Raw genomic sequence first — 17,784 nt, forward strand, 5'->3', positions numbered from 1 at the left:
CTGTTGGCCTATCTCGTCCTCGAAACTGTCATTGTGTCGTTCTATCTGATCGCGCTCCCCTATCTCTACCATATACCGCGCCTGGGAACGGCGCTGACGATATTCACGATCGCCCTGCCCTTCGTCCTCGCCGTCGGTGCTTTAGGACTGGTCCTCGCCGGGCTGCTTCGCGATCCGCTAACGGTGCAACTCGTCTCAGCCGCCCTCGGCATACCGTTCCTGTTTCTGGCTGGCTTTTCCTGGCCGACGGAAGCGATCCCGCCCTTCCTTCACGCCGTTGCGGTATTGCTGCCGAGCACTTCCGCCATCAATGGAATCGTCGCCGTGGCCCAATTGGGCGCGTCCATCCGGGACGTACGCGAACCCTTCCTGACTTTGTGGATACTGGCCCTGTGCTACAGCGCAATCGCCGTTCTCCTCGAGCGCAGGACCGGACGGAAGGACACCACGTCATGACCGGCGGCGCCGCCGCAAGGGCAACAACGCCGAAGCCGGTCGAAATTCGGATGGGCGCGCCATGAATATTACCCTTTGGACCGATCCGATCGTTCAGCTATTCGCTCTGGCTGTTATAGGCTTGCTGATCAGCCGACTCATGCTTCGTCGGCATCCTGTCTGGAGGCTGACCGCCCACATCGTTTTCCTGATCGCATTGACGGCCCTGCTGCTTTACCACGGTATCGAACCATATGCGCCTGATACCCATGCCGGAGATGTGTCACGGCGCGTCTTCATTGGCGTCGCCAAAGCCGTCTGGTGGATCGGGGGCGCAATGGTACTGATCAGCTCGGTTCGCCTCTTCCTGATTTTTGAGCGAAGACCACGCGAAGCCCGCCTCCTTCAGGATTTGGTCGTCGGGCTCATTTACCTGGGAACAGCCCTTTCCATCATTGCATATGTCTTCAGCGTCCCAGTCGGCACATTGATCGCTACCTCGGGCACATCCTCGGCCTCGCATTGCAGAGCACGCTGAGCGATGTGTTCTCGGGCATCGCAATGAATCTGGGGCGTCCGTACTCCGTTGCGGATTGGATCGTGCTTGACGACGGCGTCGAGGGACGTGTCATCGAAACGAATTGGCGAGCGACGCATCTCCTTAACGGTACGAACGACCTCGTCGCCATTCCGAATAGCCGGCTGGCGAAAGCGAATCTTACCAACCTCAGCAGTCCGGACGAGAGCCATGACATCTCGATCAAGATAAGACTAGCGCCAGCACCGCCGGCCACTATCGAGGAGGTCATGCGGACGGTTTTGTTCAGCTCGAACAACATTCTCAAATCGCACGCGCCATCGGTGACCATCAAGGGCATCGACGGTCAAGCCGTTGAGGTGGAGCTAAGTTGCCGGGTGAGAGACATGGCGCATATTCCGGTTGCCACTAACGAGGTCTACGATCTCACATTTCGGCATTGCAAGGCGGCAGGACTGCCGTTGGCGATGCCTGTACCAGTCGGCGTCGCCCACGAGCAGGATCCCGGCTACCCGCAGCATCCCAGCACGGCCTGGCGTCTACGGAATGCAATACCACTCTTTTGGACCTTGACGGAGGACGAGAAAGAGACGCTTGCCGCGAGCATGACGCGCCAGACCTATCGCAAGGACGCGATCATCGTCGAACAGGGTTCCAAGCTCACCTCCCTGATGCTGATACGAAGCGGTGTCGTCGCGATGACGCGAAAAGACGACGACCGGGAGATCGAGCTTATGCGCCTTTCGCCAGGCGACTGCCTGGGAGAAGAGGGAATGTTGACGGGTGCGTCGGCACCGGGGAGCGTCAAAGCGCTGACATTCGTCGTCGCCTACGAAATCAAGCAGGATCGGCTCGCCGCACTCATGCATGATCGCCCTGCCCTCGCCGACGAACTGGGGCTCATCCTCTCGCGGCGCCTTGAGGCCGAAGGCCCCAAAACGACCGAGCCCCTTGCACGCGACACGGAAGCGACGACATTTGCCGCTCGGATCCGACAAATCTTCCAGCTGTCTTAATCGGAGGTGGAACCGACGCGCGCCGGTGTCGATCCAAAGCGGCCCCGCTATGATGAGTTCAATCCCGCCTATCCCAAGAGGTGTTCAGGGCGGGCAGATAATAGCTAGCCAGATTCATACTTTTCATCTGCAATCGACTGCTTTTCCACTCCGCTTATTCCGTAGAATAGAAATCCTCCTCCCGTGCGTTCAGCATCGCGGCCAGTGTACGCAAGCCAGTGTCGAGCTGATCCATTGTTGGAGCGGCCAATGCCAACCTTACCGCGTTCGGTGCATGGCCGGACGTGACGGCGAAGGTCGTCGAAGGCGTCAAGGCAATGTCGCGCCTTGCTGCGGCTGCGACGAAAGTCTGCGAGCGCCAGTGCGCTGGCAGCGTCAGCCATAGATGATAGCATTTTTGGTTGGCCTGGATTTCGAATCCTGAAAGCCGATCAACAGCCAACCTCTGACGCGCCTGCGCATCGAGCCGCTTCAGTCTTGCAAGCTCGGCAACGGTGCCGTCCTCAATCATTCGCTGTGCGGCTGCAAAGGCAAATCCTGACGCGGTCCATCCCCCGGAACGCACCGAGGTCATCACGGTTTCACGCAACCGCAGTGGCGGCACGACAAAGCCGAGCGTCAGACCGGGCGCGGCCTTCTTGGAGAGGCTGTCGATGACAATGCAGGAGTCAGGCGCCAGTGCGGCAAGCGGCGGCTCATCATCGAGGAAGCCGTAGACATTGTCCTCGATAACCGGAAGGTTCAGTTTTTCGACAACCCGCAGGAGATCGGTGCGGCGCGCATTGGACATCGTTACGCCCAGCGGATTGTGTATCGCCGGCTGGATGTAGATCGCTGAGAGATGCGCCTCATTGTGGACCTTTTCCACCGAGTCAGGCCGCACCCCTCCTTCGTCCATCGCCAGCGGCACCAGTGTAATGCCCAGCCTGGCGGCGATGCCCTTGATGAAGGGATAGGTCAAAGCCTCCACGCCGCAGCGGCCGCCCGTGGGAACCACTGCGGCGAGCGCTGCGGCGATGCTCTGGCGTCCGTTGCCGGTGAAGACGAGTTGATCGGCGTCCGGTGACCATGCCTTTTGGGATAGGTATGTGGCTCCGATGCTTCGCATCGCCGGTGATCCGACGCTGGTCGCCTGTCTCAATGCCAGATCCAATGCGGCAGGTTTCTCCAGGCCATCCAGGCTCTTTGCGATGAGCGCGGTCTGCTCGGGAAGCATCGGATAATTGAACTCGAAGTCGATCCGGATGCCGCGGGGTTCACCAGGCGCTGTCACACCGCGTTTGGCGTCGCCGGAGATGAACGTGCCCCGGCCTACTTCGCCGACCACGATGCCGCGCCGCAATAGCTCGGCATAGACGCGGCTCGCCGTCGAAACGGCGATCTTTCGCTCGTAGGCAAAGCTTCGCTGCGGAGGCAGGCGGTCGCCCGGCCTAAGCGTGCCGTCGGCTATCTCCGCGGCGATAACGTCAGCGAGCTTCAGATATTCAGACTTCGACATAATTGCACCGAGATCAATGTTTTGATTGAACCGAGACATTATTGAAGCATACTGTCTGCGTCAACCGGATTGCTCCGGGCATTACTAAGACCTGCGAGCAATGTGCACGCGGCCGCGCTTGACAAGCGCTGGCACCGACGGCGTCGCATTGCCGCGGCGTAACTACTGGAGACCAGAAATGTCTGCAACCGTTTCAACGACCGTCCGGCCTGCGGGAGCCAAGAGCCCCCACGCAAGTCTTTGGATACTCAGCACCCATTGGGAGAGGATTGCGCGCTTTTTCGTCCGCCGCGCCGCCATTGCAAGGCTTCGCGAGCTCGACGACGACGCACTAAAGGACATTGGCCTCGCGCGTTCCGAGATCGAAGCGGCGGCGCACGGCCTCATGCCGGGCGAGGATATGATCATGGCTGCGCCGGAACTGATGACTGCTTCCGCATCTGAAAGTAGGTCCTCACTTAGACGATTATACAGGTGATGTAGCGCGGCCTCGATGCGATTGCGCTCACGAACATCGACGAGCGAGGCCTTTCCCAACAGCAAGTTTCATTGCGCGGGCAGGGTCCGAGCCGTCGCGGTTCCCGCACGATAGGAGGGAGAACATGAACAGCAAAGCATATGCTATGAAGTTAGGTCGACGCGATTTCCTGGCGTCGACGGTCGCTGGTGCAGTCGCATTGAGCGTCCCAATGACCGCAAACGCCAAGCCGGGCGTCGCGGCTACTGATCCGAAGATCCGCCCATTCACCTTCCACGCGTCGAAAGAGCAGCTTGCCGACCTGCGCTCCCGCATTCTGGCGGCGAAGTGGCCTGAGCGCGAGACAGTGCCAGACGCAACGCAGGGCGTGAACCTTGCGACGATGAAGAAGCTTGCCGACTACTGGGCACATCATCACGACTGGAGCAAGGCAGAGGCCGGCATCAATCTCTGGCCAAACTATATCACCGAGATTGACGGGCTCGACATCCACTTCATCCACGTGCGGTCGAAGCACGCGAACGCGCTACCGGTGATCATCACCCATGGCTGGCCGGGGTCGATCATCGAGCAACTCAAGATCATCGGTCCCCTCACCAATCCGACTGCGCACGGCGGCACCGAAGTGGATGCGTTCGATGTTGTCATCCCTTCGCTTCCCGGCTACGGCTTCTCGGGCAAGCCGACCGTCACCGGATGGGACCCCCAGCATATCGCTCGAGCATGGGTCGAACTGATGGAACGTCTCGGCTATACGCGCTACGTCGCCCAGGGCGGGGACTGGGGCAATGCAGTCACCGAGCAGATGGCGCTCCTCAGGCCGGCCGGGTTGATCGGCGTTCACACCAACATGCCGGCGACGATTCCGGACGAGATCGCCAAAACGCTCCCCGACGGCCCTGCCCCGGCCGGCCTCTCCACCGACGAACTTTACGCCTGGAAGCAGCTTTCGTTCTTCTACAAACACGGTCTCGGCTATGCCCAGGAAATGGCAAACCGGCCGCAGACCCTCTATGCGCTGACGGATTCTCCGGTCGGCCTGGCGGCTTGGATGCTTGACCATGACGATCGAAGCCGTGACTTGATCACGCGCGTCTTCGACGGCGCGCATGAAGGGCTAACGCGGGACGACATCCTCGACAACATCACGCTCTACTGGCTGACGAACACTGCCGTCTCATCGGCGCGTCTTTACTGGGAAAGCAAGCTCGCCTTCTTCCAACCGAAGGGCGTCGAACTGCCGATGGGCGTCAGCGCGTTCCCGGACGAGATATACACGGCACCGGAAAGCTGGGCCCGCAAGGCCTATCCAAATCTCGTCCACTACAACCGGCTCCCCAAGGGTGGGCATTTCGCCGCCTGGGAGCAGCCCCAGGCCTTTAGCGAAGAGCTGCGAGCGACCTTCCACTCGCTGCGTTGAGCAAGTTTCACATGCTGCACGACGGCAAGCCGAAGGCGCGGAGCACTCGACAAGCGCTCTTGCCGACGGCGTCCCATTGCCTGGAGCAACCATCGGAGACAGGAAAATGTCTGCAAGCAATTCAACCAACGTTCGCCTCAAGGGGACATATGGGTCTGGCCCTTGGGTGAGGATTGCGCGCTATTTTGTTCGTCGCGCCGCCATTGCAAGACTTCGCGAACTTGACGACGCATTGAGGGACATTGGTCTTGCGCCGTCCGAGATTGAAGCGGCAGTCTGCGGCATCGCCGCACGCAAGCGGCCGAGCTTATGATGATAACCTCCTCATCAGTTGCTCCGGATCTGACGATTGCCACGATCCTCGTCGCCTTCGCAGGCGTCTTCCTGATCTGCCTCATGAAGGGTGCGTTCGGCGGCGGCTTTTCCATTATCGGCATTCCCTTGCTGTCGATCGTGATGGATCCGGTCACTGCCGGCGGACTGCTCGCGCCCCTATTCGTGGTCATGGATCTTTACGCTCTGCGCTACTGGAAGCGATCGACGTGGTCGAAGCCCGATCTGCTGCTGCTACTGCCGGGGCTCCTCTTCGGTATCGGGTTCGGCTACCTCCTGTTTCGCGTCCTCGACCATCGCGCCATCGCGATGGTGATGGCTGCGACCACCCTGATCTTTGTCGGCCTCTGGTTCGTGAAGGGCGCAGAGGTCGTAACGCGGCCGCGCTCGACGCCGAAAGCGATCGCCGCCGGCCTTGCCTCGGGGATTACCACGATGGTGGCGCATTCGGGCGGTCCGCCGCTTGCGATGTATCTCCTGCCGCTCGGCCTCAGCAAGGAGGTCTACGCGGGAACGACGAGTCTGTTTTTCACCGTCGGTAACGCGACCAAGGCGGTGCCGTGGCTGCTGCTGGTGAAGCCGACTGCCGAGCTATGGATGTTGATGGTGATCTGTCTGTTCGCCGTTCCAAGCGGCGTGTCGCTGGGCTGGAAACTCCATGGAATGCTCGACCAGCGTCAGATTTATCGCGCCTGCTACGGGCTCTTGGTGGTCACCGCGATGAAATTGTTGTGGGACGGCGTATCGGGATTCGTCGCATGAGCGCCAACAGCAGCTTCCAGTTTGCCTGTGTCGGTAGGAGTGTCAAATGACAATGGCTGCATCGACATCGACCTGGTTACGCCTATGGCACTGGCGCGACGCGCTTTCGCCCCTGCCGCTTTGCATCACTTGGCCTCCGTTGGGTTTTGCGGGTATAGCTCCGGCGAGTTCGTATAACCGGCGTGCCAAGGCATAGGCAGGCGGCTTCCATCGCACAAGTGATCGACCCGGCGGACATATCCGCCGGGCCTTTTCTGTTCAGCTAATCCAATGCTGGCGCACCGAGCGCGACGTGGCCCGACGTTAGACAAGCGCTTTGCCGACCGATGCACCGCCGTCGACGAACAACGTCTGACCGGTGATGAAACCCGCATCCTCTGAGAGAAGGAAGGTCACGGCTGCCGCCAGCTCGTTCGGCTTTCCAAGCCGCCTCAGCGGTACCATCGACAGGAAGCGCTTTTCTGCCTCGCTGCCGGCAGGCGTGTTTTCTCGAAACATTTCGGTTTCGGTTGGTCCCGGTGCGACGGCATTGACGGTGATGTTGTGTTGCGCCAATTCCAGCGCCCACGTGCGCGTGAAGCTGATGATCGCGCTCTTGGCGGCCGCATAGGCGGTGCGGTCAGTCACGCCGAGGACAACCAGACTGGAGAGATTGACGATGCGCCCCCAGCCTTTTTCCCGCATCGTCGGCAGGAGCGCCTGCACCGTTTGCACCGTGGGCGTGAGATTGAGGCGGAACGCGTTGTCGAGATCGTCCAGTGCAAGCGCGCTGAGCGGAGCAAGCTTGATGAAGCCGACATTGTTGACGATGCCGTCGAAGGAGTGGCGATCGGCAAGGCTGGCCAGCATGGATGCGGTCGCCTGGCGGTCGGTGAGGTCGACGGATACGAGCGTGCCCGGAAAGGCGGGGTCATCGGCGCGGCGGGCAAGGCCGACCACATGGTGGCCGGCATCTGCCAGACGATGGGAAATGGCACGGCCGATGCCCTTGCTGGCGCCGGTGACGAGGAAGGTTCTCTTGGACATGGAAGCTCCGGAATTTATGTTGTTGCTATGTGCATCGGAAAATCGGCATGGCTCCGTCGCCCGGCGTGCTTGCGCCGGTGCGTGGTGGCAGAAATCGTAGAGGATAAGGTGTCGCCTAGCCGACCGTGTCGCCGATCATGGAGGGCCGGTCATGACCGCACTCCTTCCGGCATGGGCCACGGCTGGCCAAGCAGGGTCAACGCCGGTGCGACAAGCCCGTAGAGAAGCTCCCGCTCCGGGCGTATTCGGGCCAGCACGCGCAGCCCCATGAGCATGCCAAGCAGGTGGCGGCCGAGGATGGCCGGCGGCTGCCCAGCCGGTATCTCGCCGGTGCATTGCCCGGCGGCCACCGAACGGACGAAGAAATCTTCGATCATCCGCGTCTCATTCGCAACAAGGTGCCGCAGTTCCGGGTCCGACGGGGTAGCCTCGATGGCGCTGTTCACCAACATGCAGCCACGATGTTCCGGGTCGGCCAGGGAACGCTCCAACACCTCGACGAAGAATTGCCGCACCGCCACCGCTGGCGAATACGCCTCTTCGAGGCGGTCAATGCGCTCCCGCAAGGTCTGATCGAGATAGTGATCGAGTGTCTGCAGAAACAGCGCCCGCTTGTCGCCGAACGCATTGTAGAGACTTGCATGCGTGAGGCCCATCACCTGCGTCAGATCACGGGTCGTCGTCGCCTCGTAGCCTTTGGCCCAGAAGACATCTGCCGCCCGTTCCAGCACGTGGGTCTCGTCGAACTCTCGAGGCCGCGCCATATTCCTTGATCCTTGCAACCGCAGAAAATTATTTTAGATCATCCGCTCTAATTTGAAATAGAGCATCTGCTCCAATACTGCAAGCCCGATTCCGCCCCTGCCCTGTTCCATGGATATCCCGCGTTCCTGACGAGTTTCACGGAGAGACGGCTAGCTGTTTTGTCCGAAAATCTCGAAGCTCCATTTGGAGATGAATGGCCCGCAATGGGGACAGGACGAAATGTCGAAGGCGAACGCCTCTGGCAGGTTCGAAGAGCACACTTGAGGGCTTCCGCTTTTTGCCTATTGCGGGCACGAACTAACCGTTGCGTTAGCGACCAGCCCACTTTTATTGTTGATCTGTCGTGGATCGATAGGTGCCGATCTGCGATCTGGTTTTGCCTTGTGGCGCCAAGAATGTCCAACCGGCACGCTGTTACGAGGCGACGATCATGCCAACGCGTTATCAGTCGAGGGCCGACCCGTTCGACGCCATCATGCCGAATGTCATTCCACCGGCGGCTTTGGTGCAGGGATCGGGACTTGAATGGATGCCGGTCTTTGATGGAGCTGTCTACGCGGTAGTTTCTTTGCAGCGGACGGATTTCGGGCGTGCGCAGGCGAGCATGCGGTTGAGCACGGCGCAGGCGATGACAACTTCTGTCTGTTGGGCGTGAAACGAGCGGGCCCGCAGGCGCCGACCGACGATGGCTCTGTACCGTCCTATTGCGGTCTCGACGAGAGATCGTCTGCCATAACCGTTGGAAGCCTGCCATTTCATCCGGCCGTCTCTGCGGATTGCGGCGATATGCAGGTCCCCTCGGGGCTGGCCGCCGCGGGTCCTGCGTTTTGGCGCTTACCAGGTCGACAGGGCTTCCGGTGTCAGCCACAAGGTCAGGCTGCCTCGCCGACGAAGTCCAGCCTCATACTCCTTCCAGTTCGTCACCCTGAATTTCATCTTCTCGATGTCGATGGCGACGGGAGGTGTTGTGTTTGAAGGGCATGGCGGCGCTAAAATGGTTATTGAGGTTGCCGATCGCCTAAACCAAGATCAATGAAGGATCTGTGCACCAATACTACGGTTAATCAGATCAGCCGGGGTCGTGTCGGCCTCAACATCGTGGCTAAACGGCGCTCGCCAACTTGCAGGGCGCGTTCGTTGATCCGCAGTAGAGACGAGCCGGAACGATTTGCATGGGAGATCGCGGCTTTATCGTCGTCGATGATCCCGATGTTCATTGGTCGCGATCGCCTGTTCCAATCCGTCCGCGTCGTGCTCGCCTAAGCGCTGGCACCAGAACATCGTTGTCAGCTGATCCAGATGCTCGCGCATCGCCTGTTCGGCGCGATCGGGGTCACGCGCTGCAATGCCATCATAGATAGCGCGATGGGCTTCGTAGGCCCTCTGCTCCTGACCATCGGCAGCCAGCGTTACAATACGCTGCTCCTTCAGCCATTCCGAAATCTGGTCATGCAAGGCGACAAAGACGAGGTTGCGGGCGATACGGGCGAGTTCGAAGTGAAAGGCTATGTCTGTGCTGGTGAACCCGTCGCGATCGCCGATCGCCAGCCGGTTGGCTTCCAGCGCCTCACCCAACGAGTCTAGATCTTCAGGCGTCGCAGTGCGTGCCGCTTCGCGCGCAAGGCCGACCTCGAAGAACATACGGGCACCCTGGAATGAACGCTGGCCCTCCTCGGTCGATAGCATCTGTCGGACGGCCGGCGCCATGCCCGTGAAGATATGGCTGGCGGTTGGCATCAAGACCTTGGCGCGGGCGCCATTGGTCAGTTCAACGAGACCAGCCTTCTGCAGCGAGATCAGCGCTTCGCGAATAGCCGGGCGACCGACGCCGAAGCGCGATTGCAAATCGCGCTCGGGAGGTAGCTGATCTCCAGGCTTCAGTTTTCCGGATAGGATCTGTCCCTCCAGATGTGCAGCCACATGCTCGAAGAGTTTCTTTCGTTCTATGATGAGTGGGTCGACCATAGACCTTTCATACCATCATGCTTGACAACCATGCAATAGCTTGCAATTCTAAATCGGAAGATCGAAGACGAAGACGCATTGCCGCGAGCATCGCTCTGCAGTGACGAACTGCAGTCCCATCGGCAGTTTGTCTCGCGTCTCGTGACCTTGATCTTCGCTTAGGGAGGAGTTCTGAATGAAAATCGCGATTCTGGGCGGGGGCGGAGCTATGGGTGGGATATTCGGAGGATATCTCGCTCGCGCTGGCAATCGCGTGACGCTGATCGATGTCTCCAAGGAGGCGGTGACGGCGATCAACGACCGCGGCCTAACCATAGAGGAGAAAGATGGCTCGCAGCCAGTGATCACTGTGCCTGCGAGCGACGATCCTGCCAGTGTCGGACCGGTCGATCTCATCATCAATTTCGTCAAATGCTATCACACCGAAGCAGCCGTTCGGGCCGCTGCACCGATGATCGCAAGGGACACTGCGGTGCTTAGCCTGCAAAACGGGTGGGGCAACGCGCCGCGCATCGCCTCGATCGTCGGCGAAGACCGGGTGCTGGTTGGCTTGACCTATCATGGCGGCACGCTGCTGGCCCCCGGCCGCGTCAAGCATCCCGGTTCGGGTATGACCTATATTGGTGAGCTTACCGGCAAGCCGACAGAACGGCTCAGTGAGATCATCGAAACGTTCTGCGCGGCCCAGATCGACACCACCCAATCTGACAGGATTCTCGACGAGGTCTGGAAGAAACTGGCGCTGAATGCCTGCACGCTGCCCGTTGCCGGCCTGTTGCATTTCATGTCGCACGAACTCGTCGCTTTCGACGGCACGAAGAGCCTAATGGCCGCCATTCTCGAGGAGGTTGTGGCGGTGGCGACCGCGCAAGGCATCGCGCTCGATTACGATGAACGCTGGGCTGCAATCACCGGCCTGCTCGAGAAGGCTGTGGGTGGCAAGGCGTCAATGCTACAGGACGTGGAGGCCAAACGGCAGACCGAGATCGAGGTCATTAATGGCGCGATCGTGGCAGCCGGCCAGCGCTTTGGCGTCCCGACCCCGCACAATGATACGATGGTCTGGATGATTCAGGCTGCCGAGCGCCACTACCTCCAAGCCAAGGCTCAATAGTGTCATGGCACCGCGGTTGGAAATCAAAGATCTTTCCAAGTTTTTCCCCGGCGTGCGGGCACTCGATGACGTCTCAATGAGCGTGGATGTTGGCGAGATCCGCGCTCTGCTCGGCGAAAATGGTGCCGGAAAATCCACGCTCGGGAAGATTGTCGCCGGTGTCTATTCGCGCAGCCAGGGTTCCATCTCCATTGATGGCGACGAAATAGGGGAGTTCGACGAGAAATCGGCCGGCGTTCTCGGCATTGGCATCGTCCACCAGGAGGGCTCGCTCGTTCCACAGCTATCTGTTGCAGAGAACATCTTCGCTGGCAGGCAGCCAACGCAATGGCTGGGTCAGGTCGATGTCCGCGCCATGGGGGATCAGGCAAGAGTGCTGATCGGCCAGCTCGGCGTTGCCATTGATCCGGCACTGAAAGTTTCGGCTCTATCGCCGGCACAAGCCCAGATCGTTGAGATCGCCAAGGCATTATCGCGCGATTTGAGGATACTGATCCTCGATGAGCCGACAGCCGCATTGACGCTTACTGAAACGGGAAAACTTTTTGATGTGGTCCGCCGGTTGGCAGGAAACGGGGTTTCCGTCATCTACGTATCGCACCGTCTCGCCGAGATTTTTGCACTCTGTCATTCGGTGACCGTTCTCAAGGACGGCAAGCTTGCCGGCACCCGCCGCGTCACCGACACCACTACGGACGAACTGATCCGCCTGATGGTGGGACGCGACGTGCACTTCTCGCGCTCGGCGGCCACCCGCGAGATCGGCGACATCGTGCTCGAAGCCGAAGGCATCGACGCACCGCCTCTCGTGAGATCGGCCTCGATCAAGATGCGGGCTGGCGAGATTGTCTGCCTCGCCGGGCTTATCGGGTCTGGACGCAGCGAATTCTGCGAGGCGATCTTCGGCGCACGCCGCAAGCGCAGCGGCTCCATCCGCATCGGCGGCAAGGCGATTGATCCGCGAGGTCCGTGGGACGGCAAACATGCAGGCATCGGCATGGTCCCGGAAGACCGCAAGGCGGCTGGGCTGTTTCTCGGCATGGACATCATTAACAATGTCGCCGCGACAGTCCTTTCCAAGGTTTCCACAGGTGCAAATTTCTCGAACCGCAAGGCCGAGGTCCTGGCCAAATTTTTCGTCGACGAGCTGCGCATCGCAACGCCGAGCGTTCGCCAGATCGTCGGCAACCTCTCCGGCGGCAACCAGCAGAAAGTCCTGCTGGCCAAATGGCTGGCGATGGAGCCGCGCCTGCTGATCGTCGACGAGCCGACACGCGGCGTCGATGTCGGAGCTCGCTCCGAAATCTACCGGCTACTGCGGGCGCTCGCGGATAGGGGCGTCGCCCTGCTTGTCGTCTCGTCGGATCTGACAGAGGTGCTGGCGCTCGCCGACCGCATCGTCGTGATGGCGGAAGGCCGAACCGTCGGCGAATTACCCGGCGAGGGGGCAAGCGAGGAACAGGTGCTGCGCCTCGCGACCAAATACACGGAATCGGTAGCAGAGGTGCGCAAAGAACCAGGAATGGTAGGGGCATGATGACAATGCAGGTCACACAACCGGTAACCGAGGCTGCCGAACATCGACACGAGATTCTTTTCGTGCGTGTGGTGCGACGTCTCGCCGATTCCAGGGAACTGACGCTTTTTGTGCTCGTCGTGGCACTCGCGCTGGCGATGAGCATCGTCTATCCGAATAATTTTCCGACGGCCTCCAACATGCGGGCGGTGCTGCTCAACCTCGCGCCCGTCGGTATTCTGGTCTGCGGCATGATGCTGCTGATGATCGGCGGCACCTTCGACCTGTCGGTCGGTTCGACCCTTGCCTTTTCCGGCGTCTGGGCCGGCGTCGTCGCCGGCTGGTGGGGCTGGCCGGCTGAGGTCGCGATCCTGATCGGTATTCTGGTGGGCGCTCTATGCGGCCTTATCAATGGGTTGATCGTCACGCGCATTGGCATCAATGCGCTGATCGCGACGCTTGGAACTCTGACCATTTACCGCAGCCTGACCTATGTCACCGCCGGCACTGGCGTCACACCGATCACCGATGCGTTCGCGCGATACGGTCGCGCCGCCGACCCGCTGCTCAGGATCCAGTCGCCCTTCTGGGCAATGCTGGTGCTGGTGATTGTCGGGGGTTGGCTGGTGGCGCGCACGCGCTTCTTCCGACAGTTCTATTTTATTGGCGGCAATCCACGCGCTGCCCAACTTTCGGGCATTCGGGTCGACCGGCTCATCTTGATTGGCTTCGTCGTCATGGGAGCGATGGCAGGCCTAGCCGGAGTCCTGGGTGCGGCCCGCCTCAACAGCGCGGTGGTCAATGCCGGCGTTGGCATCGAGCTCAAGGTCATCACCGCAACCGTGCTCGGCGGCGCGAGCCTGAAGGGCGGCGAAGGTACGATTCTCGGCGGCATTCTCGGCGTGCTTTTCATCGCGTTGATCGAGAACGCCATGATCATTAACGCGATCGGCGTGTTCTGGCAGGGGTTGGTGGTGGGGCTGGTCCTGCTGTTTGCCGTCTCGCTTGATCGTTTCAAGACCAGCGGTCGCGCCTGAGGAGGCATTCCGACTACCGGATGCGGGCAGAAACCGGGGCAACGAAAACTGAGGAGGAAATGGGCATGAAATCGATAATGAAAACGATACTCTCCGGCGCGGCATTTGCCGCCGTCGCACTGCTCAATACGTTTCCGGCAAGCGCGCAGGAATCGTCTTTCGGACCGGCCGATGCGAAGGAGACCTACTATTGGATCTCCAATAAGGCGAACCTGCCTTTGTTTGTACAGTATGACTATGTTGGCATGAAGCGGATTGCCGATGAGCTCGGCGTCAAGGTAATCGTTGCCGGACCGACCGACTTCGACGTGCCCGGCTTCATCTCCGCGGTCGATCAGGTTTGCGCGCAAAAGCCGAGCGGTGTCTCCGTCGTCGGCGGCTGGGACCCGTCACTGACCGAGTCGGTCAAGAAATGCATGGAACAGGGCGTGCCAACAGTCGTCGATGACGGCGACCTGCCGGATTCGGGCCGCCTGGCTTATATCGGCACGAACTGGACCCAGGTCGGCGTCGCGCAGGCCAAGAAACTGATGCAAATGCTGCCCAATGGTGGCAAAGTTGCATCGATGTCGATCATCAACGCTGGCAACATGCGTGAGGCCGTTGCAGGTTTTAAGGCCTATGTCGAAGCTAACGGCGGCGGAAAATACACGATCGTCGCAAATGAGGACGACGGCGGCGATGCGCAGAAGGCGGCGCAGGTCACCGCGGCTATCCTTGCCGCCCATCCCGATATTGCCGGGCTGGCAGGATTCGATTCCGAATCCGGTGCCGGCATCGTCACAGCACTGCGTGAAGCCGGCAAGAATCCCGGCGACATCAAAGTGACGGCCATGGAGCAGACCCCGGACTTCTTCAAATCCGCCAAGGAAGGCTGGGTCGACGCCATCGTCGTGCAGAACCGTGAGCTCTTCATCTACTATGCGGTTAAGCTTCTGCACGACTACAACAACAACATGCTCAAGTCGGCAGGGCTCTCTTCGAAAGAAGGTGGCCGACCGATCCCGGACACGCTCGACACTGGCGTCCTGCTGGTCACCAAGGACAATGTCGACAAAGTCTTGACGGCCCTGAACGTGAAATAGTCTGAACCTGGACTAAAGCCAGCTTTGTTCATGACTCGCGCAGCGGACGGCGGCGCACGATCTCCCGTCGCCGGACGCCAAACACTACCCGAGGATTTGACATGGCACTTCATCCCACCACCCGCATGCGTTTCCACGGCGTCGCCGCATACGAGATACTGACGCGCGACGGTTTGCGTATCCTGTGCGATCCGTTTCTCGATCAGAACCCGGGTGCCGCGACCAAGTCGACGGAGTTCGATCATGTCGACCTCGTCGTCGTCAGCCACGCGGCCTTCGACCATCTTGGCGACACTGATAAGATCGCCGCCAAATATGGCTGTCCGGTCGTCTGCGGCGGTGAGGTGAAGGCTTGGCTGATGGACCGCGGGATCCCCGCCAACCAGATCCGTGCCACGACCTGGGGCATCCGGGTCAAGGTGGCCGGCATCGAGATTCAGCCAGTCGAATGCCATCATTGGTCGCAGATCAGGTTGAAGGACAATTCGTTTATTTCCGGCGTGCCGATGGCGTTCATCGTCTATGCCGATGACAATCTGCGCTTCTACCACTACGGCGATACGGCCATATTCTCGGACCTCAAGCTGCAGGCCGAGCTCTACAAGCCGAATGTCGGCTGTATTGGCATCGCCAACCCGCAGGAAATCCTGTATCTCACTCCGATGCCGGGTGAAATGCTGACCGGCGAGATGAGCCCCTACGAAGGCGTGCTTGCCACACAATGGCTCGGCTTGGAGACCGTGCTGCCCTGCCACTACATTACGCTCGACGGCGACAAGTACGTTGCCGAATACATGAAGCATCATCGCGAGGCCAGGGCACGCGGCGAAGCGATTGCCGATCCCTATTTGTTGCGCGCCGGCGACTGGATCGAGTTCGATTGCGAAGGCAAGGTCGTGCGACCTGCCAAGGCGGCCTGACGATATGCGAGCGGCAATCTTTGACGCCCCTTTTTCGATCCGCGTGGCTGAGGCACCGAAGCCGGAGCCGCAAGCGGGGGAGATGCGAGTCCGGGTAAAGGCCGCCGGCCTTTGCGCCGGCGACCTTTACATCTACACCGGCAAGAACCCCTACGTGACCTATCCGAGGATCGGCTGTCATGAGATTGCCGGCATCGTCGAAGCCTATGGAGCAGGCACCGCCGGCCCGGCGATCGGCACACGCGTGGTTGTCGATCCGTTCATCGGCTGCGGACATTGCTATCCGTGTCGGATTGGCAAACGCAACTGCTGCGCCAACCTGACTATTGTCGGCGTCCATCGCGAAGGGGGCTTTGCTGATTTCGTGACGGCGCCGGTTCAGAATCTGAATCTTGTGCCGAACAGCCTCACCGATCTCGAGGCAGCCTTCGCCGAGCCGGTCGCCATCGGCGTGCAGGGCTGCCGCCGCGGCATGGTTACTTCAGAAGATACCGTGCTGGTGCTCGGCGTCGGGCCGATCGGCCTGGCGATCGTCGAAGTGGCCCGCGCCTTAGGCGCGAAGGTCTACGCGACGGATCTCTCCGCAGAGCGCCTGTCGACTGCCGCAGACCTCGGCGCGATACCCATCGCCGGTGGAGCTGGTCTTCTTGAACGCGTGCGCGAAATCACCAATGGCGAAGGCATGCCGGTGGTCCTGGAAGCGACCGGCGCCGCGCCGGCGATGGAAGAAACCATCGATCTGGTCGCCGCCGGCGGACGCATCGTGATCCTCGGCCTGGTCAAGAAGGGTCAGGGGATCACCTTCCCCGGCCTCGATTTCACCCGCAAGGAAGTGACGATCCATGGCTCGCGTGCATCGGTTGACTGTTTTCCCGAGGCACTGGCTCTGCTGGCTTCCGGCAAGATCCACTACCCGAAGATCGCAAGTTCCTTCGCACTTGGCGAGGCACCCGAGGTCTTCCAGAAACTCGCAACAAATCCAATGGCCTTCCACAAGGCCGTATTCATTCCGGAGGACTAGATGAAGCTCGTTACCTTCTCCCATCGCGAGGGAGGCCATGTTCATCACGCCGGCGTGCTCGACGGCGATCACGTCGCTTGCCTGACGGAAGCAGGTATCGCCGGCAATGTGATGGAGATCGTGCTCGGCGGCAAGCAGATGCTGGATCATGTCCGCAGCGGTGTTGCCAAGGCGCCGCGCTACGCGCTGGTCGACGTAACGCTGGAAGCGCCGATCCGTCCGGGCAAGGTGTTATGTTCCGGCATCAACTACAAAGGCCACGCCGAGGAAAACCCCAACGCGAAAATGCCGACCGAACCGTTTTTCTTCGCCAAGCTGCCGACTTCGGTGGTCGGACCCGACGTGCCGGTGGAAAAGCCCGATAGAACCGAGCAGATGGATTACGAGGTGGAGTTCTCCGCCGTCATCGGCAGCAGACTGCATAGGGCCACGGAAGCCGACGTGGTGCCGGCGATCTTCGGCTACACGCTGCTCAACGACATTTCGGCACGCGACGTGCAATTCAAGGACAATCAGATCACCATCGGCAAGAACTTTCCCGGCTTCTCGCCGATCGGTCCGTGCATCGTAACCTCAGACGCGATGCCGCATCCCGACAATGTCGCGCTGAAGACACGGCTGAACGGCAAGACGCTGCAGGACGGCAGCACTTCAGACTGGCTGTTTTCACTGCCGAGGCTGATTTCCTTCCTGTCGCAATATATCCCGCTCGAACCCGGCGACATCGTATCGACGGGAACGCCTGCTGGCGTCGGCATCTTTCAGAAACCCCCGATCTTCATGAAGGCCGGCGATGTCGTCGAGATCGAAGCCGATGGGATCGGCATCCTCAGAACACCGATCGTTGCGAGATAG

At 60.3% G+C, this 17,784-nt stretch carries 16 protein-coding genes and 3 pseudogenes; 13 read left to right on the forward strand and 6 right to left on the reverse strand.

Features of this window, described 5'->3' with window-relative positions; genetic code table 11:
• Together ACPYOI_RS08460 and ACPYOI_RS08465 are read left to right on the forward strand one after the other, a co-directional pair.
• Positions 1-456 (forward strand): ABC transporter permease (locus ACPYOI_RS08460; RefSeq protein WP_481422789.1); only part of this gene is annotated, 456 nt, incomplete at its 5' end.
• A 61-nt stretch (positions 457-517) separates the two neighbouring features.
• Positions 518-1,989: pseudogene (locus tag ACPYOI_RS08465) on the forward strand (cyclic nucleotide-binding domain-containing protein).
• A 154-nt stretch (positions 1,990-2,143) separates the two neighbouring features.
• On the opposite strand, the gene ACPYOI_RS08470 reads toward ACPYOI_RS08465, so the two are convergent.
• Entirely contained in the window at positions 2,144-3,487 is a 1,344-nt protein-coding gene (locus tag ACPYOI_RS08470) for an aminotransferase-like domain-containing protein (RefSeq protein ID WP_481419244.1), read from the reverse strand.
• A 178-nt stretch (positions 3,488-3,665) separates the two neighbouring features.
• Between ACPYOI_RS08470 and ACPYOI_RS08475 the strand changes: the two genes are divergently transcribed.
• The 3 genes from ACPYOI_RS08475 (at position 3,666) to ACPYOI_RS08485 (ending at position 6,480) form a co-directional block, all read left to right on the forward strand.
• Positions 3,666-3,965 (forward strand): DUF1127 domain-containing protein, encoded by a 300-nt coding sequence (locus ACPYOI_RS08475; RefSeq protein ID WP_481422790.1) that lies wholly within the window; start codon positions 3,666-3,668, stop codon positions 3,963-3,965.
• A gap of 124 nt (positions 3,966-4,089) precedes the next feature.
• Complete coding sequence (locus ACPYOI_RS08480; RefSeq protein WP_481419242.1) at positions 4,090-5,385, forward strand: epoxide hydrolase family protein; 1,296 nt, start codon at positions 4,090-4,092, stop codon at positions 5,383-5,385.
• A 312-nt stretch (positions 5,386-5,697) separates the two neighbouring features.
• Positions 5,698-6,480, forward strand: a complete 783-nt coding sequence (locus ACPYOI_RS08485) for a sulfite exporter TauE/SafE family protein (RefSeq protein ID WP_481419241.1) — start codon at positions 5,698-5,700, stop codon at positions 6,478-6,480.
• Positions 6,481-6,783: 303 nt separating this feature from the next.
• Here ACPYOI_RS08485 and ACPYOI_RS08490 read toward each other — a convergent pair whose 3' ends face one another.
• Both ACPYOI_RS08490 and ACPYOI_RS08495 read right to left on the reverse strand, forming a co-directional pair.
• Entirely contained in the window at positions 6,784-7,506 is a 723-nt protein-coding gene (locus ACPYOI_RS08490; RefSeq protein ID WP_481419240.1) for an SDR family oxidoreductase, read from the reverse strand.
• A gap of 149 nt (positions 7,507-7,655) precedes the next feature.
• A complete protein-coding gene (locus tag ACPYOI_RS08495) occupies positions 7,656-8,270 on the reverse strand; it encodes a TetR/AcrR family transcriptional regulator (RefSeq protein ID WP_481419239.1) in 615 nt (204 codons plus the stop codon).
• Positions 8,271-8,626: 356 nt separating this feature from the next.
• Between ACPYOI_RS08495 and ACPYOI_RS08500 the strand changes: the two genes are divergently transcribed.
• A complete protein-coding gene (locus ACPYOI_RS08500) occupies positions 8,627-8,926 on the forward strand; it encodes a hypothetical protein (protein WP_481419247.1) in 300 nt (99 codons plus the stop codon).
• On the opposite strand, the pseudogene ACPYOI_RS08505 reads toward ACPYOI_RS08500, so the two are convergent.
• The 3 genes and pseudogenes from ACPYOI_RS08505 to ACPYOI_RS08515 all read right to left on the reverse strand — a co-directional run.
• Positions 8,824-9,066, reverse strand: a pseudogene (locus tag ACPYOI_RS08505) (IS5/IS1182 family transposase); the annotation flags it as partial. The gene ACPYOI_RS08500 and the pseudogene ACPYOI_RS08505 overlap by 103 nt on opposite strands.
• A gap of 42 nt (positions 9,067-9,108) precedes the next feature.
• Positions 9,109-9,207: pseudogene (locus ACPYOI_RS08510) on the reverse strand (IS5/IS1182 family transposase); the annotation flags it as partial.
• A gap of 252 nt (positions 9,208-9,459) precedes the next feature.
• Positions 9,460-10,236, reverse strand: a complete 777-nt coding sequence (locus tag ACPYOI_RS08515) for an FCD domain-containing protein (protein WP_481419238.1) — start codon at positions 10,234-10,236, stop codon at positions 9,460-9,462.
• A gap of 175 nt (positions 10,237-10,411) precedes the next feature.
• Between ACPYOI_RS08515 and ACPYOI_RS08520 the strand changes: the two genes are divergently transcribed.
• The 7 genes from ACPYOI_RS08520 (at position 10,412) to ACPYOI_RS08550 (ending at position 17,784) form a co-directional block, all read left to right on the forward strand.
• Positions 10,412-11,350 carry a ketopantoate reductase family protein gene (locus ACPYOI_RS08520; RefSeq protein WP_481419237.1) on the forward strand — a complete coding sequence of 313 codons (939 nt, stop codon included), beginning with the start codon at positions 10,412-10,414 and terminating at the stop codon, positions 11,348-11,350.
• A 4-nt stretch (positions 11,351-11,354) separates the two neighbouring features.
• Positions 11,355-12,887, forward strand: a complete 1,533-nt coding sequence (locus tag ACPYOI_RS08525; protein WP_481419236.1) for a sugar ABC transporter ATP-binding protein — start codon at positions 11,355-11,357, stop codon at positions 12,885-12,887.
• On the forward strand, positions 12,884-13,903 hold the full coding sequence (locus ACPYOI_RS08530) for an ABC transporter permease (RefSeq protein ID WP_481419235.1): 1,020 nt from the start codon (positions 12,884-12,886) through the stop codon (positions 13,901-13,903). The genes ACPYOI_RS08525 and ACPYOI_RS08530 overlap by 4 nt, the downstream gene beginning before the upstream one ends.
• A 65-nt stretch (positions 13,904-13,968) precedes the next feature.
• Positions 13,969-14,988: a substrate-binding domain-containing protein gene (locus tag ACPYOI_RS08535; protein WP_481419234.1), complete on the forward strand. Its 1,020-nt coding sequence runs from the start codon at positions 13,969-13,971 to the stop codon at positions 14,986-14,988.
• 101 nt (positions 14,989-15,089) lie between these two features.
• Entirely contained in the window at positions 15,090-15,908 is an 819-nt protein-coding gene (locus tag ACPYOI_RS08540) for an MBL fold metallo-hydrolase (RefSeq protein ID WP_481419233.1), read from the forward strand.
• A gap of 82 nt (positions 15,909-15,990) precedes the next feature.
• The gene (locus ACPYOI_RS08545) at positions 15,991-16,929 is read left to right on the forward strand and encodes a zinc-binding dehydrogenase (RefSeq protein ID WP_481419232.1); all 939 of its coding nucleotides are present in this window, start codon (positions 15,991-15,993) and stop codon (positions 16,927-16,929) included.
• The gene (locus ACPYOI_RS08550) at positions 16,930-17,784 is read left to right on the forward strand and encodes a fumarylacetoacetate hydrolase family protein (protein WP_481419231.1); all 855 of its coding nucleotides are present in this window, start codon (positions 16,930-16,932) and stop codon (positions 17,782-17,784) included.

This window comes from Rhizobium sp. SVR5-2C, assembly GCF_056755115.1.